The sequence below is a fragment of the Streptomyces sp. TOM-9 genome, assembly GCF_056858595.1.
Genome location: NZ_JBXEQB010000001.1, coordinates 2,610,654 through 2,634,167 on the forward strand (window position 1 = coordinate 2,610,654; position 23,514 = coordinate 2,634,167).

The window sequence follows — 23,514 nt, forward strand, 5'->3', positions numbered from 1 at the left end:
CTCTACTTGCGGTGCGGGACGCTGGTCCGCCACAGCCGGACGCAGGAGACGAGCGCGGCGGCGACCAGCAGCGCGTTGCGGACGGCGACGATGGCGGCGCCCTGCCAGGTGACGGCGGTGACGTCCGTGAAGAACAGCGGGTAGTCGACCGTGGTGACGGCGGTGGCGAGCAGCACCAGCGCGGCGACCGGCCGTTGGGTGGTCTGCCGCATGGTGAGGCAGACCGCGCCGAGGCCGATCAGCCAGACCAGGTACTGGGGGCTGATGACCCGGCTGGTGACGGTGAACAGGAGCACGGCGGTCAGCGCCGCGTCGTACGGCGTGGCCGGGGTCCAACGGGCCGCCCTCACGCGCCACATCAGCAGCCACACCAGGGCGATCCCGGTGAGCAGCAGGGAGGCGGTGGTGATCTCGGCGACGTACGGGCCGGTGAACTCCAGCGACCCGTAGTGCGCGACCACGCGCCCCGGCCAGCCGAACATCTCGGCGACGTGCAGGAAGGTGCCGCCGAGGGACTCGATCTCGACCCCGCGGTGGTGCTGCGCTGACAGGAAGCCGAGGGCGCCGCGGAACGCGGTGCACAGCACCAGCAGCAGCCCGCCGGCGGACAGGGCGAGCGCGGTCCAGGTCTGCCGGGTGGTCCGGCCGCGCGGGGTGCCGAGCACGGTCAGCACGGGCCAGAGCTTGATCAGGGCGGCGAGCCCGGCGAGCGCGCCGCCGAGCCGCGGCCGCGCGGGCAGCGCGAGCAGCGCGCCGACGGCGACGACGGTGACCATCAGGTCGTACCGGGCGTAGGGCAGCTGCATCAGCAGCGGCAGGGCGAGCGCCCACAGCCAGGCACCGGCCGTGCTGCGTCCGGGCCGGCCGGTCCCGGCCCGCAGCAGGAGGAGCAGGACGACGGCGTCGGCGGCGAGCGACAGCAGGACGAAGCCCTGCAGGTAGCTGAGCCCGGGCAGCAGCGCCGGGGCGAGCATCACCAGCGCGGCCCCGGGCGGGTACTGCCAGGTCACGTCGCCCACGGGGAAGGTCCAGTGCGTGAAGCCCTCGCTCCAGTGGCGGTAGAGGAAGTGCACCTCGCGGGCGATGTCGCCCTGCCCGCTGCGCAGCAGGGCCAGCATGACCACCCGGCTGGCCAGCCAGTAGACGGCGAGGGCGAGCCAGCTCTGGGGCCAGGTCGCGGGGCGCAGCAGGACGGTGCGGACGGCCGCCGGGGAGGGGGTGCGGCCGCCGCTTCGGACCTCCACCGGGTGCCAGTCGGACGGGCTGGTCTCCGTGGGGGCCTCGGCCACTTCCGTCTCCTCCACCGGCGCGAACAGGGGCATACGCAGATGAAAGATAGTCACAAACCGGATGAACGGCCCTTGATACGCGCCGGGTGCGGGGCGTTGACACGGATCCTCCGCGGAGACCATGCTGAGCAAGCGCTTGGACAGTACGGGAGGCATGACATGGGACAGCCCAGGATCTTCACCTCGGTCGGCGAACTGAAGGACGCCATCGGGGAGGACCTCGGGACGACCGGCTGGCTGGAGGTCGACCAGAAGCGGATCGACCTGTTCGCGGACGCCACCGGGGACCACCAGTGGATCCACGTGGATCCGCAGAAGGCTGCCGAGGGCCCCTTCGGCACCACCATCGCGCACGGCTACCTGACGCTGTCGCTGATCCCGTCCCTCACCCCGGAGCTGCTGCGGGTCGAGGGCGTGAAGATGGGCGTCAACTACGGCGTGAACAAGGTCCGTTTCCCCTCCCCCGTGCCGGTCGGCTCACGGCTGCGGGCCGGCGGCCGGATCGCCGAGGTGAGCGAGGTGCCCGGCGGTGCCCAGCTCGTCGTGGCGATCACCGTGGAGCGGGAGGGCGGCGACAAGCCGGTGTGCGTGGCCGAGACGGTCGTCCGCTTCTACCTCTGACGGGGCGCGTACCCGACCATGCGCAGGGCGAGATCGGCGTACAGCGCGCCGATCTCGTCCGGCGTCCGGCGCCCGCCGGGGTTGAACCAGCGGGCCACGTCGATGCAGAGCGACAGCAGCGCGACGGTCGTCCCGGAGACGTCCGGCACGTCGAAGTCCCCGGCCTGCACGCCGTCGTGGATGACCGAGCGGACCGCGGCCTCGCTCTCCCGGCGCAGCTCCACCACCTCGGTGTAGTGCTCGGGGCCGAGGGCGCCGAGCTCGTACTGCACGACTCGGCCCGTGGTGTGGTGCTCCGCGTGCCAGCGGACGAAGGAGCGCACGGCCGTGGCCAGCCGTTCGGCGGGGCCGCCCCCGCCGTTCGCGGCGTCCTGGAGCAGCCCGAGGGAGAGCCGGTGCCCGACCACGCTGATCTGGTAGAGGAGCTCTTCCTTGGTCTTGTAGTGGATGTAGAGCGCCGCGGGGCTCATGCCGGCCCGGCCCGCGATGTCGCGCGTGGTCGTCGCGTGGTAGCCGCGCTCCGCGAACGCCTCGACCGCGGCGATCACCAGCCGCCTGGCGGCATCAGGGGTGATGCCGGTCCACGCCTCGGTCCGCTCCGACTGCTCCGCCTCCACGTCCATGGCGGACACCCTACATGGACGCTGAGCAAGCGCTTAGATACCGAGCGGTCGGTCGGCGCCGGCCCGCCCCGTCAGAAGGCCGCGATCCCCGTCAGCTCCCGGCCGATCAGCAGTTTCTGGATCTGGCTCGTGCCCTCGTAGAGGGTCATCACGCGGGCGTCCCGCAGCAGCTTGCCCACGGGGTACTCGTCGATGTAGCCGTAGCCGCCGAAGACCTGCAGCGCGTTGTTGGCGCAGCGCACCGCGGCCTCGCTCGCGAAGAGCTTCGCCTTGGACGACTCCGCCGCGAAGGGCCGGCCCCGGTCGATGAGGTCGGCGACCCGCCAGGTCAGCAGCCGGGCCGCGTCCACGTCCAGGGCGATGTCCGCGAGGAGCTCCTGCACCAGCTGGTGCGCGGCGATCGGCTTGCCGAACTGCACGCGGTCCTTGGCGTAGCCCACGGCCGCGTCCAGCGCCGCCTGCGCGATGCCCACGCACCCGGCGGCGACCGACATGCGGCCCTTGGCCAGGGCGGACATCGCCACCGAGAAGCCCTTCCCCTCCGGCCCGAGCATCGCCGAGGCCGGCACGCGCACGTCCTCCAGCACCAGCTCCGCCGTGGCCTGGCCGCGCAGCCCCAGCTTCCCGTGTACCTCGTGCCGGGAGAGGCCGGGGGTGCCGGTGGGCACGAGGAAGGCGCTGACGCCCTTGTGGCCGGGGAGGTCGTTGGTGCGGGCGAAGAGCAGGACCACGTCCGCCCAGGTGCCGTTCGTGATGAACATCTTGGCGCCGTTGATCACGTAGTCGCCGCCCTCGCGCCGGGCCCGCGTGGTCAGGCTGCCGGCGTCCGAGCCGGTGCCGGGCTCGGTCAGCCCGAAGCAGCCCACCGCCTCGCCGGAGGCCAGCCGGGGCAGCCAGGCCCGCTTCTGCTCCTCCGTGCCCCAGTGGGCGACGGACTTCGCCACCAGCCCGAGCGAGACGGAGACGATCCCCCGCACGGACGAGTCCCCGCGCCCCAGCTCCTCGGTGACCAGGCAGTACGCCAGGTGGTCGCCACCCGAGCCGCCGTACTCCTCCGGGATGGTCAGCCCGAGGAAGCCCACGGCACCCAGCTTCTTGACGATGCCCCGGTCCACGCCCTCCGCCCGGTCCCACGCGGCCGCGTGCGGCACGATCTCGCGCTCGGCGAACTCGGCGGCCAGCGCGCGGACCGCGGCCTGCTCCTCGGACAGCTCAAGATTCACGGCGCACCTCGGTTCGGCTTTAAATTATCACTGCTAGTTTCCTGCCGGCAGCCTCTACTATGTGCCGCATGGCCCGCCCCCGCAAGCCCCTGCTCAGCCGCGAACGCATCGTCGCCACGGCACTCGCGCTCGTGGACGGGGAGGGACTGCAGGCCGTCTCCACGCGCCGTCTCGCGGCGGAGCTCGGCGTCAGCGGGCCGAGCCTCTACAACCACTTCACGACCAAGGACGGGATCCTGGACGCGGTCGCCGACGCGGTCGTCGGCGAGGTCGACCTCTCCATGTTCGACGACGGCCGTGACTGGCGCGACGCCCTGGTCGCCTGGGCCCGCTCCTACCGCGCCGCGCTCGCGGCCCACCCCCAGATCGTCCCGTTCCTCGCGCAGGGCCCGGGCCGCCGTCCGGCAGGCCTGCGCATGGCCGACGCGGTCTTCGGCGGCATGACCGCCGCCGGCTGGCCCCCGGCCCACGCCACCCGCGTGGGCGCGCTCATGCGGTACTTCGTGGCGGGGTCTGCGCTGGGGTCCTTCGCGCGGGGGTTCGTCGACGACCCCTCGGCGTACGACCCGGCGGACTACCCGCACCTCGGGCAGGCCCACCTGCTCGCGGAACGGCAGCAGCAGGTGGACGAGGGCGCCTTCGAGACGGGCCTGCGCGCCCTCGTCGACGGCCTCGCGGTGCAGTTCGCTGCGCTCGGCCGGGCACCGGCCCCCGAGGCCCAGTAGGCCTCACAGCTCGCAGGGGGCGGCGAAGCAGACGGGGTGCGTGCGCCAGTCGTCGTCGGTGTCCATGCCGCCGCCGTAGCCGTCCCCGTCGTGGTCACCGCGGCCCGGGTCCCAGTGATCCGCGTCCCAGCCGCCGGAACCGTCCTGGCTCATGTCGTCGGTGTGGAGGAGCGTCGAGTACGACCCGGAGTCATCGGCGAACGCGGTCGTGGGCAGCAGCGCGCCACCCGTCACGAAGGCGGAGGCGGCGGCGAGCGCGAAGAAGCGGCGGGTCAGGATCTTGTGCGGCATGGGAGTTCCCCTCGGGCGGAGGCCGCCTGTGCGGCCCGCGTATCTGGACTCCCTCCAGTAGGCGGTGCGTGCCCGCTCCCGGTCACGCCCCTTCATTTCGTGGCTTGACACGGTCGGGGCGTCCATGTGCAGGTGCGGCGCCGTTGTCGTTGCGGTTGGGGGTTTCCCGCCCGCCGCCCTCCCCCAGCCTTCGGCCGGGGGGACCCCCATCCGGCGCGGTTGGTGCGGGCCTGCGCGCGTGTGTGGTGGGCCGGGGTCGGGGCCTCCGGGGCTGGGCATTCTGGACCGCATATTTATGTGCATGACGGGCGGCACTTGTTGTGCCGTCTGTGCCGCACAACACATACACGTCAGCGTCCAGAACGCCCACCCTCCCCCAGCCTTCGGCCGGGGGGACCCCCACCTCCCCCGCCCCCTCCGTCGGTTCCGCGACCAACGGCCGGTGGAGGGTGAAAAGGCGGTCCGGGGTCGCCGCAAGTGCCCCACTCACCCCCCACCGGCCGTCATGCGCCCCAACACACGGGAGGGGGTGTGGCGGGGTGCGCCCATGGGGGTCCCCCCGGCCGAAGGCTGGGGGAGACGAGCGGCGAACCCGGGCGCCGAACGACGCAGGGCCAAACCGCGAGCGCTGTGGGGGTCCCCCCGGCCGAAGGCTGGGGGAGTGCGCCGGCGCGGCCCCGACCCCAACCCAACGCAGCGCAGGCCCGCACTGACCGCGCCGGGCAATCGGCGGGAGGGCGGGGGATGCCCGCCGCAGGCGCAACGAACCCGCAGACGGCGACGAACCGGTCAGAAGACGACCAGCGCCCGCCCGCCCCTCCCCGCCAGCATCGCCGAGAACGCCCCCGGAATCCCCTCCAGCCCGATCCGCTCCGTGACCATCGCCGACAGGTCGAGCCGCCCCGCCCGCACGTGCTCCGCCAGGACGGGCAGGTCCCGCGCCGGGTCGCTGTTCCCGTACACGCACCCCGACAGCGTGCGCCCGAAGTGGAAGAGCTCCAGCGCGGAGAAGGAGACCAGGTCCCCCTTCCCGCCGATGCCCACCACCGTCGTGCGCCCGCCGCGCCGCGTCGAGGACCACGCGGAGCGGATCGTCTCGCCGCGCCCCACGCACTCGATGGCGACGTCCGCCCCGTGCCCGCCGGTCAGCGCGCGGATGCGCTTCGCGACGTCCTCCCCCGCAAGGAGGAACTCCGTGGCGCCCGCGGCCCGCGCCAGGGGCTCCTTCTCCGGGGAGACGTCGACGGCCACGACGGCGCCCGCCCCCGCGATGCGGGCCGACTGGAGGACGGCGAGGCCGACGCCCCCGACACCGAAGACGGCGACGGACTCCCCGGGGCGCACCCCGGCGCTGTGGTGGACCGCCCCGTACCCGGTGAGCACGGCGCACCCGAGGAGCGCGGCCTCGGTGAGCGGCACCCCGTCCGGGAGGGGCAGCACCGCGGCCGCCGGGACCACGGTCTCCTCGGCGAACGCGGCCGTCCCGAGCCCCGGGTAGAGCTCGTCGCCGCCGCCCACGAGCTTGGCGTGGGGCACGCCCGCCGCCGCGCCCGCGGCGGCGCACAGCCAGGGCTCGCCGAGCCCGCAGTAGTGGCAGGCGCCGCAGGAGGGCGCCCAGTTGAGGATGACGCGGTCGCCCGGGGCCACACCCGTGACGCCCTCGCCCACGGAGACGACCGTGCCGGCGCCCTCGTGTCCGAGGACGGCGGGCACGGGCTGCCGCAGCGTCCCGTTGGACAGGGACAGGTCGGAGTGGCACACCCCGGCCGCGGCGAGCCTGACCCGTACCTGGCCCGGCCCGGGTTCGGGCAGGTCGATCTCGGCGAGGGTCAGGGGCGCGTTGACGGCGGGCAGTACGGCGGCGCGGACCACGGTGTTTTCTCCTGCGCTCAGAACTGGAGGGACTTGGTCTGGAGGTATTCGGTGAGGCCGTGCGGGCCGAGCTCGCGCCCGACGCCGGACTGCTTGTACCCGCCGAACGGGGCCAGCGGGTTGAAGCGGCCGCCGTTGATGTCGACCTGGCCGGTGTCCATGCGCCGGGCGAAGGCGACGGCCGCCGCCTCGTCGGCCGCCCAGACCGCCCCGGCGAGGCCGTAGACGGTGCCGTTGGCGATGCGCAGCGCGTCCTCCTCGTCCTCGTACGCCAGGATCGACAGGACGGGGCCGAAGATCTCCTCCTGGGCGATCGTCATCTCCGGGGTGACGTCGGCGAAGACGGTGGGGCTGACCCAGTAGCCGCGCTCCCGGGGGACGTCGGTGCCGCCGGCGACGAGGCGGGCGCCCTCCTCGACGCCCTTGGCGATGTAGCCGCGGACGCGCTCGTGCTGCTTGGCGTTGACGACGGGGCCGATGCGCTCGCCGGGCACGTACTTGGCGGCGGCCGTCACGGCGAGGGCCACCGCCTCCTCGTACCGGTCCCGGTGGACGAGCATGCGGGTCCAGGCGCTGCACGTCTGACCGCTGTTGGACATGACGTTGGCGACGCCGACGTTGACGGCCTTGGCGAGGTCCGCGCCCGGGAGGATGACGTTGGCGGACTTGCCGCCGAGTTCCAGGGCGACCCGCTTGACGGCGGCGCCCGCGGTCGCGGCGATCTGCCGCCCGACGGCGGTGGATCCGGTGAAGGAGACCAGGTCGACGCCTTCGTGGGCGGCCAGGGCCTGTCCGGCGACCGGGCCGAGACCGGTGACGAGGTTGAACACGCCCGCGGGCACGCCCGCTTCGTGGACGGCCTCGGCGAAGAGCTGGGCGACCAGCGGGGTGTCCTCGGCGGGCTTGAGGACGACCGTGCAGCCGACGGCGAGCGCGGGGGCGACCTTGGCGACGATCTGGTGGAGCGGGTAGTTCCAGGGGGTGATCGCGCCGACCACTCCGACGGGCTCGTGGAGGACGGTGGAGTTGCCGATCCGCTCCTCGAAGGCGTGGGTGGCGGCGAGTTCGGCGTACGAGCCGGCGACCGCGACCGGGAGCCCCGCGTGGACCGCCTGGCTGAACGGCAGCGGCGCGCCGAGTTCGGCGGTGACGGTCTCGGCGATCTCGTCGCGGCGCGCGGCGAGGATGTCGCGCAGCGCGGCGATCCGGGCGGCCCGTTCGGCGGGCGGCGTGGCGGCCCAGCCGGGGAACGCGGCCCGGGCGGCGCCGACCGCCGCGTCGACGTCGGCGGCGGTGCCCGCGGGCACGGTGGCGAACACCTGCTCGTCGGCGGGGTTGACGACGTCGATCGTCTCCGTGCCGGCGGCGGGCCGCCATTCGCCGTCGATGTACATCCCGTCGTGCGGCTTCATCCCTTGTCCTCCCGGGCGGACCTGCCGTGGCCCGCCCAAACTAGCGCCGATAGTTTTCCGTTTCCAGGGCGGCACCCCGTGCGGTGGGTCACGCCGGGGCGACCTGCACGGGGAATCCGTTGAGGACGGCCGTGCCCGACAGCGGGTCGAGCAGGGTGCCGTCGAGCAACTGGTTGAGGTTGGCCCCCGGTTCGCGGGACGCGACCGTCAGCCGGGTGCCCGCGCGGTCGTGGCCCCAGCCGTGCGGCAGGCTCACCACTCCGGGCCGCACCGCGTCCGTGACCTCGACCGGGGCCTCGATCTCGCCGCCGTCGCCCTTGATGCGGGCGGGCGCCGCGTCCGTGAGGCCGAGGCGGGTGGCGTCCTCGGGGTGCACCTGGAGGGTGCAGCGGTTGCTCCCGCCGGTGAGCGCGGGCACGTTGTGCATCCAGCTGTTGTTGGAGCGCAGGTGCCGGCGGCCGATGAGGACCAGCCCGTCCCCGGACCGGCCGGTGACCGCCGCCAGCAGCCGGGGCACGTCGGCGGTGAGCGGCGCGGGCGCCAGTTCGATCGTGCCGGAGGCGGTGCGCAGCACCTCGGGGACGCGGGGGCGCAGCGGGCCGAGGTCGATGCCGTGCGGCCGGTCGAGGAGGCTGCGCAGGGTGAGGCCGCCGGGGTCGGCGCCGAAGCCGTCGCCGTACGGGCCGAGCCGCAGCATCATGTCGAGACGTCGCTCGTAGCCGGTGCCTCCGGTCAGCGCGGCGGCCAGTTCGACGGGGTCGCGGCCGTGGACCGCGGAGTGCGGGTCGGCGGTCTCCTTGGCCAGGCGGTGGGTGACGGCCTGCTCGTCGACGAGCGCGGGGTCGGCCTCCGGGCCGAAGCCGCCGAGGAGGAGGGAGAGCCGGGCGAGGATCTCCGGCTCCCCGGGCCTGCCGTCCTCCAGGGGGATCGCGGGCGGGCTGTAGCGGGCGTTGTTGCGCACGGAGAAGTTGCCGAACGCGAAGTCGTAGTGGGCGCTGCGCGAGGGCGGGGGCGGCGGCAGGACGACGTGCGCGTGGCGGGTGGTCTCGTTGAGGTACGGGTCGACGCTGACCATGAAGTCCAGCCCCGCCAGGGCCCGGTCGAGGCGGGCCCCGTCGGGGGCGGACAGCACGGGGTTGCCCGCGATGGTGACCAGGGCGCGAAGTTGCCCGTCGCCGGGGGTGTCGATCTCCTCGGCGAGTGCGGCGGCGGGCAGTTCGGAGGCGACCTCCGGGTGGCCGGAGACCCGGCTGTGCCAGCGGCCGGTGGTGAAGCCGCGGCCGGGGCCGGCCGGGCGCGGGGCGCGTGCGGTGGCCGGCAGCGGGAACATGGCGCCGCCGGGGCGGTCGAGGTTGCCGGTCAGGATGTTGAGGACGTCGATCAGCCAGCTGGCGAGGGTGCCGAAGCGTACGGCGGTGCTGCCCAGGCGTCCGTAGACGGCGGCGCTGGGGGCGGCGGCCAGGTCGCGGGCGAGGGTGCGGATGAGCTCGGCGGGGACGTCGCAGTACGGGGCGACCGTCTCGGGGGTGAACTCGCGGGCCAGTGCGCGGACCTCGTCGACGCCGGTGACGTGGCCTTCGAGGTGGCCGAGGCCGGTGAGTTGCTCCTCGAACAGCACGTGGACGACGGCGAAGAGCAGCGCGGCGTCGGTGCCGGGGCGCGGGGCGATGTGGAGGTCGGCGCGTTCGGCGGTGCGGGTGCGCTTGGGGTCGATGACGGTGAGTCTGCCGCCGCGGCGGCGCAGTGCCTTGAGCTTGCCGGGGAAGTCGGCGGCGGTGGCGAGGCTGCCGTTGGACACCAGGGGGTTGCCGCCGATGACGACCAGGTGGTCGGTGCGGTCCAGGTCGGGCACGGGGACGGCGAGCGCGTCCCCGTAGAGGTGGCCGCACGCGGCCTGCTTGGGCATCTGGTCCAGGGTGCTGGCGGAGAACAGCGCGCGGGTGCCGAGGGCACGGATGACCGTCGGCGGGTAGAGGCCGCCGGCGATGGTGTGCACGTTGGGGTTGCCCAGGTAGACGCCGGTCGCCGCGGTGCCGTGGGTCTCGCGGACACGGGCGAAGCCCTCGTCGACGGCCGCGTACGCCTCGGCCCAGGTGGCCTCGGTGAGCACGCCGTCGCGGCGCACGAGCGGGCGGGTCAGCCGGTCGGGGTCGCCGTCGACCTCGCCGAAGGAGGCGCCCTTGGGGCAGATGAAGCCCGCGCTGAAGACGTCGTCGCGGTCGCCGCGGGCGCCGGTGACCCGGTCCGCGTCGATGGTCAGGGTCAGTCCGCACGTGGCCTCGCACAGCGGACAGATACGCAGGGCGGTACGACTGCTGGCCATCGGGCCTCCCGGGGCAAGGACGCTTCCTCGTGTGCGGTCACCATACCGACCGGTATGCATGTCGGGATAGCACTCGCGGACACGACGCTCGCGGGCTACGGCTCCAGAACGCCGGCGAGGTACGCGCGGAGCAGCACCTTCGTCTCGGCGATGAGCGCGGCGTCGCCCTGCGGCTCGGCGCGGAAGGCCATCTTGAGCAGGGCGTCGGCGGCCTCCACACCCACCACGAAGGCCGTCCGCAGTCGCCGGTCGTCGGTCACGGCCACGCCGGCGGCGCCGAGCGGCGCGATGAGCAGCGCACGCAGCCGGTCGGCGACCAGATGGTTGGCCAGGTCGTTCACGGCGGGGCCGGGAGCCGGGCCGGCGAAGCTGACGAGGGCGAAGCCGGGCACGGTGCGCCGCATGGCGACGTACTGGTCGACGACGACGTCGATCAGGCGGCGCCAGTCCCCGGGGCCGCCGGGGGCCACGTCGCCAGGGGCCGGGCCGAGGGCGTCGAGGGCGTCGAGGCGGTCGGTGACCCCGGCGAGGTACTTGTCGAGGTTGCGGCGGGCGAGGGCGTCGGCCATGGCGCGCTTGTTGGAGAAGAAGCGGTAGACCGAGCCGATCGGCACGCCCGCGCGGGCGGCCACGTCCCGCGTGCTCAGCTCCTCGTAGCCGCCCTCGTCGAGGATCGCCGCGGCCGCGTCGAGGATCCGGGCGAAGCGTTCGGCGCTGCGCTGCTGGACGGGTACGCGCCGGAGACCGTTGCCGCTGCTGTGCACGAGGTCCATCATGCCGGTTTTCCACAGGGACCGGCCGATCCCTTGCGGGGTTGATTCCTATGGACAACCATAGGAATCGTGACCAGCACAGAGATCGCCAGCACAGAGATCCAGGCCGGCAAGGACCTCGCCTACCTCCCCGGCTTCGGCAACGAGCACATGAGCGAGGCGGTCCCCGGAGCGGTTCCGGTCGGCCGCAACTCACCGCAGCGCGCACCGCTCGGCCTCTACGCGGAGCAGCTGAGCGGCACGGCCTTCACCGAGCCGCGGCATCACAACCGCCGCTCGTGGCTGTACCGCATCCGCCCCTCGGCGGCCCATCCGCCGTTCCGCCGCATCGCCAACGGGCGGCTGCGCAGCGCGCCCTTCACGCAGGCCGAGCCCGATCCCAACCGGCTGCGCTGGAGCCCGCTGCCGCTGCCGCAGGAGCCGGCCGACTTCGTGGACGGCCTGGTCACCGTCGGCGGCAACGGTGACGTGCTGCGCCGCGAGGGCATCGGCATCCACTGGTACGCGGCCAACCGCTCGATGGCCGACCGGGTGTTCTCCTCCTCCGACGGCGAGCTGCTGATCGTGCCGGAGCGCGGCCGGCTGCTGATCCGTACCGAACTGGGCGTCCTGGCCGCCGGGCCGGGCCACGTGGCGCTGGTGCCGCGCGGGGTGCGCTTCCGCGTCGAGCTGCCGGACGGGGAGGCGCGCGGCTACGTCTGCGAGAACTACGGCCAGTCCTTCCGGCTGCCCGACCTCGGCCCGATCGGCGCCAACGGCCTGGCCAACGCGCGGGACTTCATGGCGCCGGTGGCGGCGTACGAGGACCGCGAGGAGCCGGTGGAGGTGGTGAACAAGTTCGGCGGCAACCTGTGGGCCGCCGAGTACGGCCACTCCCCCCTCGACGTCGTCGGCTGGCACGGCAACCTGGTGCCCTACGTCTACGACCTGCGGCGCTTCAACGTGCTCGGTTCGGTCAGCTACGACCACCCCGATCCGTCGATCTACACCGTGCTGACCTCGCCCTCCGACACCCCGGGCCTGGCCAACGCCGACTTCGTGGTCTTCGCGCCGCGCTGGCTGGTCGGCGAGGACACCTTCCGCCCGCCGTACTTCCACCGGAACGTGATGAGCGAGTTCATGGGGCTCGTCGAGGGCGCGTACGACGCCAAGGCGGAGGGCTTCGTCCCCGGCGGGGCGTCGCTGCACAACATGATGTCGGCGCACGGCCCGGACCGGGCCACCTTCGACAAGGCGAGCGCCGCCGAGCTGGTCCCGCAGAAGGTGGACGACGGGCTGGCCTTCATGTTCGAGACGCGCTGGCCGGTGGTGGCGACCCCGGAAGCGCTGGGTGCGGAGCACCTGCAGCGGGACTACGACGGCGTGTGGCGGGGGCTTGAGCGACACTTCAGGCCATGACGACGAGCCCGAGCAGCACCTTCGCCCCCGACTCGCTGGTCCTGAACCGCAAACTCCCCTTGTGGTACCAGGTCTCGCAGTCCCTGCGCGCCTCGATACTCGGCCGTCGTCCGGACGCCCCGCTGCGGCTGCCGACCGAGGACGCGCTGGCGGGGCACTACGGCGTCAGCGTGCTCACGATGCGGCAGGCGCTGAAGGAGCTGGAGGAGGAGGGGCTGATCAGCCGCCACCGGCGGCGCGGCACGTTCATCGAACCGGCCGCGCGGCGCGGGGCTCCGGTGCGGCTGCTGGGCTCGGTCGACGCGATCGTCGCCCAGCAGTCCGGGGACCGCACCAGCGTGCTCGGCCACGGCCCGGCGCCCGTGCCGCAGGAGTTCGCCGAGTACTTCCCCGGGCTGCCGGAGACCGTCGCCTACCGCCGGCTGCGCTGCGACGAGTCGGGTGAGCCGACCAACTGGGCGGAGAACTTCGTCCTGCCGGAGCTGGCCGCCCGCATCGACCTCGCGGACCTGGCGCGCTGGCCGATGACGAAGGTGCTCCGGGACGCCCTCGGGGTACGGATCAGCCGCATCACCGACACCGTCGAGGCCCGGCTGGCCGACCCGGACACCGCCCGGCTGCTGCAGGTGCCCCTGCTCAGCCCGATCCTGCACTACACGGGGGTGACCTACGACGACACGGGCCGCACGGTCGACGTGGTGCGCATCCGCTACCGGGGCGACCGCTTCTCCTTCACCGTGACCGTGGAGGCACCCTGAGGGCCCTCAGTAGCATGCCCACGGTGAGCGATGTGAGCGAGGAAGCGCCGACGCTGGCGGACCTGATGCCGTGGTCCGTCCCGCCCCTGCGCCTGGGGCGGAGCTGGGTCATGGCCCCCGATGCGGCGACCCTCACCTCGCGCTGGGACCGGCTGGTGAAGGCCGGGGGCGCCGAGCGCGAGCGGCTGTTCCATCCGACCCGGGCGCGCACCCCGCACACCGCCGTCGCCCAGCTTCCGGGCCACCCGGCGCCCACCACCCGGCTGGAGCGCGAGGAGGGCCCCTGCGCGGAGCCGGTGCGGGTGCTCCACGGCCCGTACGACCAGCAGTGGCTCATCCCCGACCAGCGCCTGATCGACGCCGCCCGCCCCGAGTTGTGGCGGGTCGCCGACGAGGACCGGCAGCTGTACGCGGTGGAACTGGCGCGCCTGCCGCAGGTCCCGGGGCCGCCACTGGCCTTCTCCGCGCTGCTCCCCGACGGCCACTCCCCCGCCGGCCGGCCCGGCCGGATCCGGCCGCTGTTCCGCCGCCCCGGCGGACGGGACCCGAACCTCGCGCCGGGTCTGCTGGACCAACTCGCCCGTCGGCTGGACACCCCGGTCGGCGCGCAGGACGTGCTCGCCTGGGTCGCCGCGCTCGCCACGGGCTCGCCCGTCGGGGTCCCGCTCACCGCCGATCCGGCGCTGTGGGCGGAGGGCGTCGCGCTGGGCCGCCGTCTGCTGTGGCTGCACACCCGGGGCGCCCGCTTCGCCGATCCGGCGGAGGACCGCCCCACGGGACATCCCCGGCTGCCCGGCGGCCGGCGCCCCTACGTCCGGGCGGCGCTGCCCGACGTGCCGCGGGAGGCCCCGTCGTACGACCCGGAGGAGCAGGCGCTGGTGCTGGGGAGCGGACGGGTGGCGCCGGTGCCGCAGGCGGCCTGGGAGTTCCACGCCGGGGGGACGCGGGTGCTGGAGACCTGGTTCGAGCGGCGGCTCCCCGCCGGAGTGGTGGAGGGACTCGACGCGGTCCGGCCCGCCGCCTGGCCGCGAGCCAGGACGACCGAACTGCTGGAGCTGGTCAGTGTGCTGGCCCTGCTGGCGGAGCTGCGGCCGTCCCGCCGCGCGCTCGCCGCCCGGGTCGCGGACGGCCCGCGGATCAGTGCCGCCGAGCTGCGTGCGGCCCGCGTCCTGCCGGTGCCGGATTCCGCTCGCCGCCCGGCCTCCGTGCTGGATCACCACGAAGAGGGACCGGACGGGCAGTTCGCCCTGCTGTGACCACAAGTCGACACGACAACAGGCTCGGACGGAGCACACCGACGCGCCGCATGACGCAGCGCGGTGCCGGGACGGTGTACTGCGCCCGAGCCTGTCCGCTGGAAGGAACGCCGAGGACGCCTCCGGTCAGCCGCGGCTGCCGAAGAGCGAACGGCGCAGCCGCCGCAGCGGCGCGAACAGCGACACACGCGCCCCGCGGTTGGCGTTCGCGCGCACGTGGTCGCGCGAGGTCAGCTCGCGCATCAACAGCGTGGCCTCCTCCGCCTCCCGCTGCGGCACGGCGGGGCCGGCCAGCACCGAGAGATGGCGGTCGAGACGCGCGCTGGACGCGCTGCTCCCGCACGTGACGGCAGGCACTCGCGGCCTGCTCCGCATTGCTATCTGATCCATGACACTCCCCACCCGTTCGAGGGCACCCGGCACCGGGCAGGGTAACCCTATCGTCCTGCGGCGTCACCTATGCATCCGCGTTCCCGGATTCACCTGTGCGTCAAGGGGGTTGACGGTCACGAACCGATCCCCAGCGCGAGCAGGGGAAGTTGCACCATGGGATCCGAGGTCGGCACCACGGATCCGCCAGTCGGCTCAACCGTCACGGTGAACGCGTACGACCGCTCGTTCAGCCCGTCGGTCACGATCGGCGCGGGCGTGCCGTCCGCCGCCGGATCGGCGCCCAGCACGCCGAGGGAGCGGAAGGACGTCGGACGCTCGCTCACCAGCCACAGCTGGTAGACGTTCCGTCCCTCCAGGCGCGGCAGCCCGTGCACCGTCACCACGGCGCGGCGCAGGTCCCGTGACACCACGGCGGTCACCCCCCGTCCATGGTCGTCGCTCGCGTAGGCGGGGCGGGCATCGGCGGCCGTCAGAACCTCGTTCACCGCACGCGTGTTCCCCCGTTCCCGGTCCAGTTGGGTGGCGGTCCGCAGCAGCAGGGCGCCCAGCACCGCGCAAGCCAGGAGGGCCGCCCCGGCGCCCGTCGCGGCCAGGCGCGCCGGGGACGGCCGGCGCCACGCCTCCCACCACCGGCCCGGCCCCAGGGCTTCCAGGGGTTCCCGGGCTTGCGGCGCTTCCGGATCCTCCGGCACGCCGTCCACCGGCACCCCGTCCACCAGCAGCGGCACCATCGGGGGCGGCGGCACGGCGGAACCCCGGTTGCCGAGCCGCACGGTGTCCCCGGCCAGATCCCGCACCCGCTCGGCGCACGCGTCGCAGCGCATCAGATGCCGCTCGAATCGGCGCAGTTCCCGCGGCGCGAGGGTGTCCAGCGCGTACGCCGGGGCCAGTTCGTGCACGGAACCTCTCATGGGTCGCCCCGCTTCCCTCCGCGGTGCCGCACCGTCCGGCCGGGCCCATATCACGTTACAACCCTGTGACACAAATTCGCCCCGGTCCGCCAATCCGCCGTCCGACCGGCCCCGAACAACCCACGCAGGACCTCTTCCAAGGGGGAGGGGCCACACTCGCGAAGGACCGACGCGATGACCGCACACAGCAGGAACAGGCTCACGGCCCGGTTCGGGCGATCGCGCACGATCGCCCTGCTGGCCGCCGGCGCACTGGCAGCGGGGGGACTCGCCGCGGTGGGCGTCACCGGACTGGAGCCGGGGACGGCACAGGCGTCCAGCCACCGGGAGGCACCGCTGATCTCGGGGCAGCCGCAGTACGACACCACGGACGTCTACGCGTTCGTCAGCCCCGACCGCCCGGACACCACCACGCTGGTGGCGAACTGGATACCGTTCGAGGACCCGGCCGGCGGCCCGAATTTCTACAAGTTCGCCAATGACGCCCAGTACGACATCCACATCGACAGCGACGGGGACGCCCAGGGCGACTACCTCTACCGGTGGACGTTCCGGGACCACCTCCGCAACAAGAAGACGTTCCTCTACAACACCGGGCCGGTCACCAGCCTCGACGACCCGGACCTGAACTTCTTCCAGACCTACGACATCGACCTGTTCCGGCTGCACGACCAGCAGGTCACCGGCCGCTACAAGGTCGCGAACGACGTGCCCGTCGCGCCGTCGAACGTCGGCAAGGCCTCGATGCCGGACTACAACGTGCTGCGCCAGCAGGCCGTCAAGGACCTGGGCCGCGGCACCACGGCCTTCGCCGGCCAGTCCGACGACCCGTTCTTCCTCGACCTGCGGGTCTTCGACCTGCTCTACGGGGGCAACCTCTCCGAGGTCGGCGACGACACCCTCAAGGGCTACAACGTCAACACCATCGCCCTGCAGGTCCCGACGGCCGCGATCCGCCAGTCGGCCAAGCAGCCGGTCGTCGGCATCTGGTCCACCACGCAGCGGCGCACCGCGAACGGCGACTGGGCACAGGTCTCGCGCCTCGGCATGCCGCTGGTCAACGAGGTGGTCAACCCGCTCAAGGACAAGGACCGGTTCAACGCGTCCTCGCCCTGGAACGACGCCCAGTTCCTCAAGAACGTGACGCACCCCGAACTGCCCGGGCTCATCGAGGGCATCTACAAGATCAAGGCGCCGGCCACCCCGCGCAACGACCTCGTCCAGGTGTTCCTGACGGGTGTGCCCAAGCTCAACCAGCCGCCGCACGTCCGCCCGTCGGAGATGCTGCGGCTCAACACGGCCGTCCCGCCCACCGCCAAGCCCAAGCGGCTCGGCGTCCTGGACGGCGACAACGCCGGCTTCCCCAACGGCCGCCGGCTCGGTGACGACGTCGTGGACATCGCGCTGCAGGTGGTGGAGGGCGAACTGGTCGGGTCGAAGAACGACCTCGGCGACGCCGTCAACGCCAACGACCAGGCCTTCGGCGCCAGCTTCCCGTACGTGGCCCTGCCGGCCTCCGGCTCGGACGGCCCGCTGGCCAAGCCGGCCACCAATTCGGCGCAGACCAACGGGGTCACCCAGCTCAACGGGGGCGGCCTGCTCACGGGCGGCGGTGACGACAACACCGTGCTGATCGCCTCCGCGGCCTCCGGCGGCGCGGGCGTGCTGCTGATCGGCGCCGCGCTGCTGTGGTGGCGGATGCGCCGCAGCCCCGCCGGCCGCCGGGCGCACGGCCGGGCCTGAGGCACCGCTGCGCCGGGCCCCACGGCCGGGCGCAGGCACACCGCACGGCACCCGGCCGGGACGCACCGCGAGCGCCCCGGCCGGGCTCCACCCCATCATCCCGAAAGGCAGCAGCCATGGACGTACCGGCCCCGGGCCGACTGCGCGCCGCCGTCCTGTACGCGGCGCTGGCGCTCGGCCTCGCGCTGGCGCTCACCGCGGGCGCGCTGGTCCTCGGCGGGTCCCCCGCCCCGCGGGACGCCGCACGGACCGCGGCACCCGCCGCCGACGCCCCGCTGGACCGCCTCGCCGAGGGCGACCTCGCGGGCGGCATCGCGGCCCTGCAGACGCATCTGCGGGCCCAGCCCGACGACGCGCCGGGGTGGGCCGCGCTCGGCGCCGCCTACGTCGAGCAGGCCAGGACCAGCGGCGACCCGACCCGCTACCCGCAGGCACAGGCCGCCTTCACCCGTTCGCTGCGGATCTCCCCCCGCGACAACGACGCCGCACTCGCCGGGCGGGCCGCGCTCGCCGCCGCCCGCCACGACTTCCGCACCGCCCTCACCGAGGCGGACCGGGCGCTGAAGGTCAACCCGTACGGGGAGCGCGCCCTCGCCGTACGGGTCGACGCCCTGGTCGAACTCGGCCGCTACGACGAGGCGCTGCGCGCCGCCGAGCACGCGGACGCGGTGCGTCCCGGCATCCCGGTCTTCACCCGCCTCGCCTACGTCCACGAACTGCGCGGTGACCCCGCCGGTGCCCGCCGCATCCTGACCCGGGCCCTGGACTCCGCCGCGACCCCGGGCGACACCGCCTACGTCGCCACGGCGCTGGGCCAGCTCGCCTGGAGCCAGGGCCGGTACCCGGCCGCACTGCGGCACTTCGCCACCGCGCTGCGCGCCGACCCCGGCTACCTGCCGGCGGTCGAGGGCCGCGGCCGTACGTACGCGGCGCGCGGCGACCGGGAGAAGGCCCTGCGCGACCTGGGCCGGGTCGTCGACCGCTACCCACTGCCCGCGCAACTCGCGGAACTGGGCGAACTGTACGAGGCCACCGGCCAGGACGAACGGGCGGAGCAGCAGTACGCGGTGGTCGGCACCTGGATCGCCCTCGCCAGGGCGAACGGCGTCGCCACCGACCTCGACGCGGCGCTGGTCGCCGCCGACCACGGGGACGCCGCGGAGGCGCTGCGCGCGGCCCGGGCCGAATGGTCGCGCCGGCAGACCGTCCACACCGCCGACGCGCTCGCCTGGGCCCTGCACGTCAACGGCCGCGACCGCGAGGCCCTGACGTACGCCGAACGCTCCTTGGCGCCGGGCTACCGCAACGCGGCCTTCCTCTACCACCGCGGCGTCATCGAGGCGGCCCTCGGCAAGCGCGCGGCCGCCAGGACGTCGCTGGCCGCGGCGCTCCGCCTCAACCCCGGCTTCTCGCCCATCGCCGCCCCCGCCGCCCGCCGCGCGCTGGCACGCATCGAAGGAGACCCGTCATGATCCGGCGCAGGACGGCCGCCGCGGCGGCCGCGGCAGCGGCGGGAGCGGCCCTCGCGCTGCTGCCCGCGGGACAGGCGCAGGCCCATCCGCTGGGCAACTTCACCGTCAACCGCTACGACGGCCTGGTCGCCGCCCCCGGTGTGCTGCGGATCGACCACGTCGAGGACCTCGCCGAGATCCCCGCGGCCCAGGCCGTCCCCGCGATCGACCGGGACGGCGACCGGGCGCTGGGCCGTGCCGAGTTGGCGGACTGGGCGGGGACGCGGTGCGCCGCGGCCGCACAGGGCGCACGGGCGTCCGTCGGCGGTCGCCGCGAACCGGTCACGGTGCGCCGGGCCGCGGCGACCGTACGGCCGGGGCAGGCGGGGCTGACGACACTGCGCGTCGAGTGCCGGATGACGGCACGCCTGCCGGACGGCAGGTCCACGTCCCTGACGTACCGTCCGGCGGACATCGCCGCCGGGCCGGGCTGGCGGGAGATCACCGCGCGCGGCGACCGGATGACGCTCCACGACGCCGACGTGCCGGGGACGTCGGTGTCGCGGCGGCTCACCACGTACCCGAAGGACCTGCTCTCCTCGCCCGACGACGAACGCGCGGCCGGTTTCCGGGTGACCCCGGGCGGCCCCGCGCTGGCGGCACAGGAGGACGCCCCTGCCGCCGGTGTGCTGCCGCGCGGCGCGGACCGCTGGACCCGGGCCCTCACCGACCTGGTGTCACGGCACGCGCTCACCCCGGGGTTCGCCGCCCTGGCCCTGCTCACGGCGCTGGCCCTGGGCGCGATGCACGCGCTCGCGCCCGGGCACGGCAAGACGCTGATGGCCGCGGCGGGCGGCCGCCGGTCGCGCCGGGACATGGTCGCGCTGGGCGCGTCGGTGACGGTCACCCACACCATGGGGGTGTTCGCGCTGGGCCTGCTGGTGACGACCGGTTCGGCCGCGGCGCCCTCGGTCATCGGCTGGCTGGGCGTCGCCAGCGGGGTGCTGGTCGCCTGCGCCGGTGCGGCGCTGCTCCGCCGCGCGTGGCGGCTGCGGGGTCAGCCGCACGGGCATGACCACGGCCACGACCATGGGGACGGCCACCACGGGCACGGCCATCACCACCACGGCGAACACCACGCCCACCCGCACCGCCCCGCGCCCTCACCCGGGACGGCGGCACAGACCGCGCCCGCGGCCGTCCTCACCGCCGAACGCCCCGTCGCCGAGCGCCACGTGCTCATCCACACGGACACTCACCCGCACGCCCACCCCCACCCGCACACACACCCGCACGAGCCGCGGGCCACGCTGCGGGGCACGATCCTGCTCGGCTTCGCCGGCGGTCTCGTCCCCAGCCCTTCCGCGGTGGTCGTCCTGGTGGGCGCCGCGGCACTGGGCCAGGCCTGGTTCGGCTTCCTGCTGGTGCTCGCGTACGGCGCGGGCCTGGCGATCACGCTCACGGCCGCCGGCTTCGCCGTCGTGCGCCTCGGGCGGCTGGCCGGGAAGGCGTCGGCGCTGCGGGCCCGCGGCCGGCTGTTCACGGCGGCACGGCGGCTCGCGCCGCTGGCCACGGCGTCCGTGGTGCTGGTGCTGGGCTGCGGTCTGCTGCTCAGGGCGGCGCTGGCACTGCCGGCTTGAGGGAGCTTTCCGTCGAAAGGGTCCGTTCAGGAGGAAGTTCGGTCATGCTGGGCTGCGGGCGGCACGAAGGGGGGACACGCCGATGACACGGCTCGTGGCGGGGCGCTACCGGCTGATCAGCGAGCTGGGCCGGGGCGGCATGGGGGTGGTGTGGCTGGCCCGGGACGAACTGCTGGGCCGCGAGGTGGCCGTCAAGGAGGTCAAGGCCCCGCCGGGCCTGGAGGACGGGGAGGTCGAGCGCCTGTACGCGCGGCTGCAGCAGGAGGGCATCGCGGCCGCGCGGGTCGAGCACCCCAACGTCATCAAGGTGTAAGACGTGGCCATGGCCGAGGGCAGCCCGTGGATCGTCATGGAGCTCGTCCGGGGCGTGACGCTCGCCGACGTCCTCGACGCGGAGGGCCCCATGGACCCCCGGCGCGCCGCGGGGATCGGCGGCAGGGTGCTGGCGGCGCTGCGCGCCGGCCATGCGGCCGGGGTGCTGCACCGCGACGTGAAGCCGGGCAACGTGCTCATCGGCAACGACGGGCGGGTCGTGCTCACCGACTTCGGCATCGCCATGATCGAGGGCTCCTCGGCGATCACCCGCACCGGCGAACTGGTGGGCTCACCGGAGTTCCTGGCCCCCGAGCGGGCGCTCGGCCGCCGGCCCGGACCGGAGTCGGACCTGTGGTCGCTCGGGGTGCTGCTGTACGTGGCGGTGGAGGGCGGTTCGCCGTTCCGCCGCGACACCGCGCTGAGCACGATGCGCGCGGTGGTGGACGAGGAACTGCCCGAGCCGCGCAGGGCGGGGCCGCTGGCCCCGGTGATCACCGGGCTGCTGCACAAGGACCCGGCGGCCCGGATCCCGGGCGACGAGGTGCAGCGGCGGCTGGACGCCCTCGCCGCCGGGCGCACCCCGCCGGGCGCCGGAACGGCCTACGCCACCACCCAGGCCGCCGTGCCGATGCCGCCGGGGCCGGACGGCACACCGGTCCGGTCCACGCCGGTCTCCTCGACTCCCGTCTCCTCGACACCGCTCGGGCCGACGACGCCCGTCGGCACCGGATTCGGCCCCCCGTCAGGCGGCCCCCCGGCCCGGCCCCGTCGCGCGGCGGTGGCGATGGCCGCGGGCGTGCTCGCCCTCGCCCTGGGCATCGGGGGCGTGGCCTACGCCCTGCTCGACGACGGCTCACCCGGCGGTTCCGGCCACGGCACGACCGCCGGGAACACCCCGGGCGGCGACGGGACCCCGTCCGCCACCGGCTCGCAGGACGACGACGACACGGAGGCCAGCGGCTACGAGGCGACGACCGGCGGCGGTGACTCCGCGTCCCCGCACACCTCGGCGCCGCCCAGCACCCCGGCCCATGTGAACGTCCACGTCACGGTGTCGGCCGTGCGCGACACCTACACCGGGGGCTGTCCGCCGCCCGCGGAGCAGGCGCCGTCCTTCTCGGCGGTCGTCACGGTCGACCGCACCCCGGTGACGGTCACCTACCGCTGGAGGACGAGCGGCGCCGGTTCCGACCATGGCTGGCAGACCCTCGACTTCCCCTCGGGCGGCCCGAAGAGCCGGACGGTCGAGTACACCGAACCGTCCTACGAGCCGGACGGCACGATCGAGGGCTGGGTGGCGGTCGAGGTGCGCAGTCCTGTGGAAACGGAGTCCGCGCACGTCCCGTTCACGGTCACGTGCCGGGCGCCGAGCCCGTCGCCGAGCGGTTCCGACGGGACGGCGACGGCCCCCTGAGGCAGCGCCGGCACGGGCGAGGGGTGCCGGGCGGTGGCCCGGCACCCCTCGTCTCACGTCGTGCGGGCGCTCCGCGCTGCCGTGCCGCGGGTCACGCGGCGGAGGTGAACACCGGCAGGTAGCCGCCGGACTGGCCGGAGGCGGTGGGGTGGTAGGACTCGTAGACGGGGAGGGTGAGGCTGTGCAGCCAGGCCGAGCCCGAGCAGAGCTCGTGCCCGGTGAAGGTGCCGCGGACGTCGGCGAAGGCGAAGCCGTGGTCGGCGGCGCGCTTGGCGGTGACGGTGTCGAGGAGGTCGGCCGCGTCGTTTATGGCCCTGCGCTTGGTCTCGCTGAGGCCGATGCAGGTGGTGCCCAGCTTGTAGAAGCGCGGGTAGCCGAGGACGACGACCCGGGCCGAAGGGGACCTGGAGCTGATGGCGTTGTAGACGGAGTCGAGCCGTGCGGGCAGTTGGTTGTTGGCGAAGTCCCTGGCCTGGTTGATACGGCTGAGGCAGGTGCTGTCGGAGCTGAGGACGCAGGTGGTCATCACGTCGGCGAAGCCGGCGTCGTTGCCGCCGATGCTGATGCTGACCAGGGTCGTCGAGGCGTTGAGCGGACCGAGCTGGTTGTTGAGCACGTCGGTCGTGGTCGCTCCGGAACACGCGGTGAAAGAGAACCCGGACGGGCTATGCGCGTTCGCCCACAGCCGGGGGAACGCCTTGCTGCTGCGGTAGCAGCTGCCGCTCGATCCGTCGTAGCTGCCGGACCCGACTCCGGCGGAGTACGAGTCGCCCAGGGCCACGTAGACGGGGCCGGCGGCTCGGGCGGAACCGGCACCAACCAGGGCGAGTGCGGCGGTAAGGAGAAGTGTGGATGCGGCTGACACGAAACGGGACAGTCTCATGGAACCTCCCTTAGCAGGATCTCTGCCGCATCTTTCGTACCGCGCAGTAACACGTTCGGGAAGTGTCCATGCCAAGATTTCTTGACATGGACATTCCCGCGAGCTGCCCGTGATCGCCGCTGCGTGCACCGGAAGTGACGCCGTCTCGGCCGACGGGCTCTACTCCCGTAGTTGGCACGCCCTTTAGGGGCGCCGACGGC

General features: G+C 74.1%; 19 protein-coding genes and 1 pseudogene. 9 read left to right on the top strand and 11 right to left on the bottom strand.

All coding sequences use genetic code 11. The features are described from left to right. Positions 1-2 precede the first annotated feature (2 nt). Entirely contained in the window at positions 3-1,322 is a 1,320-nt protein-coding gene (locus AC1VWI_RS12270; protein ID WP_499511012.1) for a glycosyltransferase 87 family protein, read from the bottom strand. 126 nt (positions 1,323-1,448) lie between these two features. Here AC1VWI_RS12270 and AC1VWI_RS12275 point away from each other — a divergent pair, with 126 nt between their 5' ends. Beyond that, entirely contained in the window at positions 1,449-1,910 is a 462-nt protein-coding gene (locus AC1VWI_RS12275; protein ID WP_499511013.1) for a MaoC family dehydratase, read from the top strand. Here AC1VWI_RS12275 and AC1VWI_RS12280 read toward each other — a convergent pair. Beyond that, positions 1,901-2,533 carry a TetR/AcrR family transcriptional regulator gene (locus tag AC1VWI_RS12280; RefSeq protein ID WP_499511014.1) on the bottom strand — a complete coding sequence of 211 codons (633 nt, stop codon included), beginning with the start codon at positions 2,531-2,533 and terminating at the stop codon, positions 1,901-1,903. The genes AC1VWI_RS12275 and AC1VWI_RS12280 overlap by 10 nt on opposite strands. Before the next feature lie 71 nt (positions 2,534-2,604). Next, the gene (locus tag AC1VWI_RS12285) at positions 2,605-3,756 is read right to left on the bottom strand and encodes an acyl-CoA dehydrogenase family protein (protein WP_499511015.1); all 1,152 of its coding nucleotides are present in this window, start codon (positions 3,754-3,756) and stop codon (positions 2,605-2,607) included. Between the two features lie 68 nt (positions 3,757-3,824). Between AC1VWI_RS12285 and AC1VWI_RS12290 the strand changes: the two genes are divergently transcribed. Then, positions 3,825-4,481 carry a TetR/AcrR family transcriptional regulator gene (locus AC1VWI_RS12290; RefSeq protein ID WP_499511016.1) on the top strand — a complete coding sequence of 219 codons (657 nt, stop codon included), beginning with the start codon at positions 3,825-3,827 and terminating at the stop codon, positions 4,479-4,481. A 3-nt stretch (positions 4,482-4,484) separates the two neighbouring features. On the opposite strand, the gene AC1VWI_RS12295 is transcribed toward AC1VWI_RS12290, so the two are convergent. From AC1VWI_RS12295 to AC1VWI_RS12315, 5 genes are all read right to left on the bottom strand, one after another. Continuing rightward, complete coding sequence (locus AC1VWI_RS12295; RefSeq protein ID WP_499511017.1) at positions 4,485-4,772, bottom strand: hypothetical protein; 288 nt, start codon at positions 4,770-4,772, stop codon at positions 4,485-4,487. Between the two features lie 789 nt (positions 4,773-5,561). Next, positions 5,562-6,644, bottom strand: a complete 1,083-nt coding sequence (locus AC1VWI_RS12300) for a zinc-binding dehydrogenase (RefSeq protein ID WP_499511018.1) — start codon at positions 6,642-6,644, stop codon at positions 5,562-5,564. Positions 6,645-6,661: 17 nt separating this feature from the next. After that, the gene (locus tag AC1VWI_RS12305) at positions 6,662-8,056 is read right to left on the bottom strand and encodes an aldehyde dehydrogenase family protein (protein WP_499511019.1); all 1,395 of its coding nucleotides are present in this window, start codon (positions 8,054-8,056) and stop codon (positions 6,662-6,664) included. Positions 8,057-8,144: 88 nt separating this feature from the next. Next, positions 8,145-10,379, bottom strand: a complete 2,235-nt coding sequence (locus tag AC1VWI_RS12310) for a molybdopterin oxidoreductase family protein (RefSeq protein WP_499511020.1) — start codon at positions 10,377-10,379, stop codon at positions 8,145-8,147. 95 nt (positions 10,380-10,474) lie between these two features. After that, on the bottom strand, positions 10,475-11,155 hold the full coding sequence (locus AC1VWI_RS12315; RefSeq protein WP_499511021.1) for a TetR/AcrR family transcriptional regulator: 681 nt from the start codon (positions 11,153-11,155) through the stop codon (positions 10,475-10,477). A gap of 66 nt (positions 11,156-11,221) precedes the next feature. Here AC1VWI_RS12315 and hmgA point away from each other — a divergent pair, with 66 nt between their 5' ends. Genes hmgA through AC1VWI_RS12330 form a run of 3 tightly spaced genes read left to right on the top strand, consistent with a single transcriptional unit; the run spans position 11,222 to position 14,564 of the window. Further along, the gene (hmgA, locus tag AC1VWI_RS12320; RefSeq protein WP_499511022.1) at positions 11,222-12,550 is read left to right on the top strand and encodes a homogentisate 1,2-dioxygenase; all 1,329 of its coding nucleotides are present in this window, start codon (positions 11,222-11,224) and stop codon (positions 12,548-12,550) included. Next, positions 12,547-13,308 (top strand): GntR family transcriptional regulator, encoded by a 762-nt coding sequence (locus AC1VWI_RS12325; protein WP_499511023.1) that lies wholly within the window; start codon positions 12,547-12,549, stop codon positions 13,306-13,308. The genes hmgA and AC1VWI_RS12325 overlap by 4 nt, the downstream gene beginning before the upstream one ends. Before the next feature lie 14 nt (positions 13,309-13,322). Next, positions 13,323-14,564 carry a type ISP restriction/modification enzyme gene (locus tag AC1VWI_RS12330; protein ID WP_499511024.1) on the top strand — a complete coding sequence of 414 codons (1,242 nt, stop codon included), beginning with the start codon at positions 13,323-13,325 and terminating at the stop codon, positions 14,562-14,564. A gap of 126 nt (positions 14,565-14,690) precedes the next feature. On the opposite strand, the gene AC1VWI_RS12335 is transcribed toward AC1VWI_RS12330, so the two are convergent. Together AC1VWI_RS12335 and AC1VWI_RS12340 are read right to left on the bottom strand one after the other, a co-directional pair. After that, positions 14,691-14,954 (bottom strand): hypothetical protein, encoded by a 264-nt coding sequence (locus AC1VWI_RS12335; RefSeq protein WP_499511025.1) that lies wholly within the window; start codon positions 14,952-14,954, stop codon positions 14,691-14,693. 116 nt (positions 14,955-15,070) lie between these two features. After that, complete coding sequence (locus tag AC1VWI_RS12340; RefSeq protein ID WP_499511026.1) at positions 15,071-15,868, bottom strand: anti-sigma factor; 798 nt, start codon at positions 15,866-15,868, stop codon at positions 15,071-15,073. Between the two features lie 174 nt (positions 15,869-16,042). Between AC1VWI_RS12340 and AC1VWI_RS12345 the strand changes: the two genes are divergently transcribed. The 4 genes and pseudogenes from AC1VWI_RS12345 to AC1VWI_RS12360 all read left to right on the top strand — a co-directional run bounded on the left by AC1VWI_RS12345 (position 16,043) and on the right by AC1VWI_RS12360 (position 22,431). Then, complete coding sequence (locus AC1VWI_RS12345) at positions 16,043-17,611, top strand: DUF4331 domain-containing protein (RefSeq protein WP_499511027.1); 1,569 nt, start codon at positions 16,043-16,045, stop codon at positions 17,609-17,611. A gap of 116 nt (positions 17,612-17,727) precedes the next feature. Beyond that, complete coding sequence (locus tag AC1VWI_RS12350; protein ID WP_499511028.1) at positions 17,728-19,083, top strand: tetratricopeptide repeat protein; 1,356 nt, start codon at positions 17,728-17,730, stop codon at positions 19,081-19,083. After that, positions 19,080-20,702 carry a nickel transporter gene (locus AC1VWI_RS12355; protein ID WP_499511029.1) on the top strand — a complete coding sequence of 541 codons (1,623 nt, stop codon included), beginning with the start codon at positions 19,080-19,082 and terminating at the stop codon, positions 20,700-20,702. The genes AC1VWI_RS12350 and AC1VWI_RS12355 overlap by 4 nt, the downstream gene beginning before the upstream one ends. Positions 20,703-20,784: 82 nt before the next feature. Beyond that, positions 20,785-22,431: pseudogene (locus AC1VWI_RS12360) on the top strand (serine/threonine-protein kinase). A gap of 91 nt (positions 22,432-22,522) precedes the next feature. Here the strand turns inward: AC1VWI_RS12360 and AC1VWI_RS12365 are convergent. Continuing rightward, complete coding sequence (locus AC1VWI_RS12365; RefSeq protein ID WP_499511030.1) at positions 22,523-23,314, bottom strand: SGNH/GDSL hydrolase family protein; 792 nt, start codon at positions 23,312-23,314, stop codon at positions 22,523-22,525. Between the last annotated feature and the right edge of the window lie 200 nt (positions 23,315-23,514).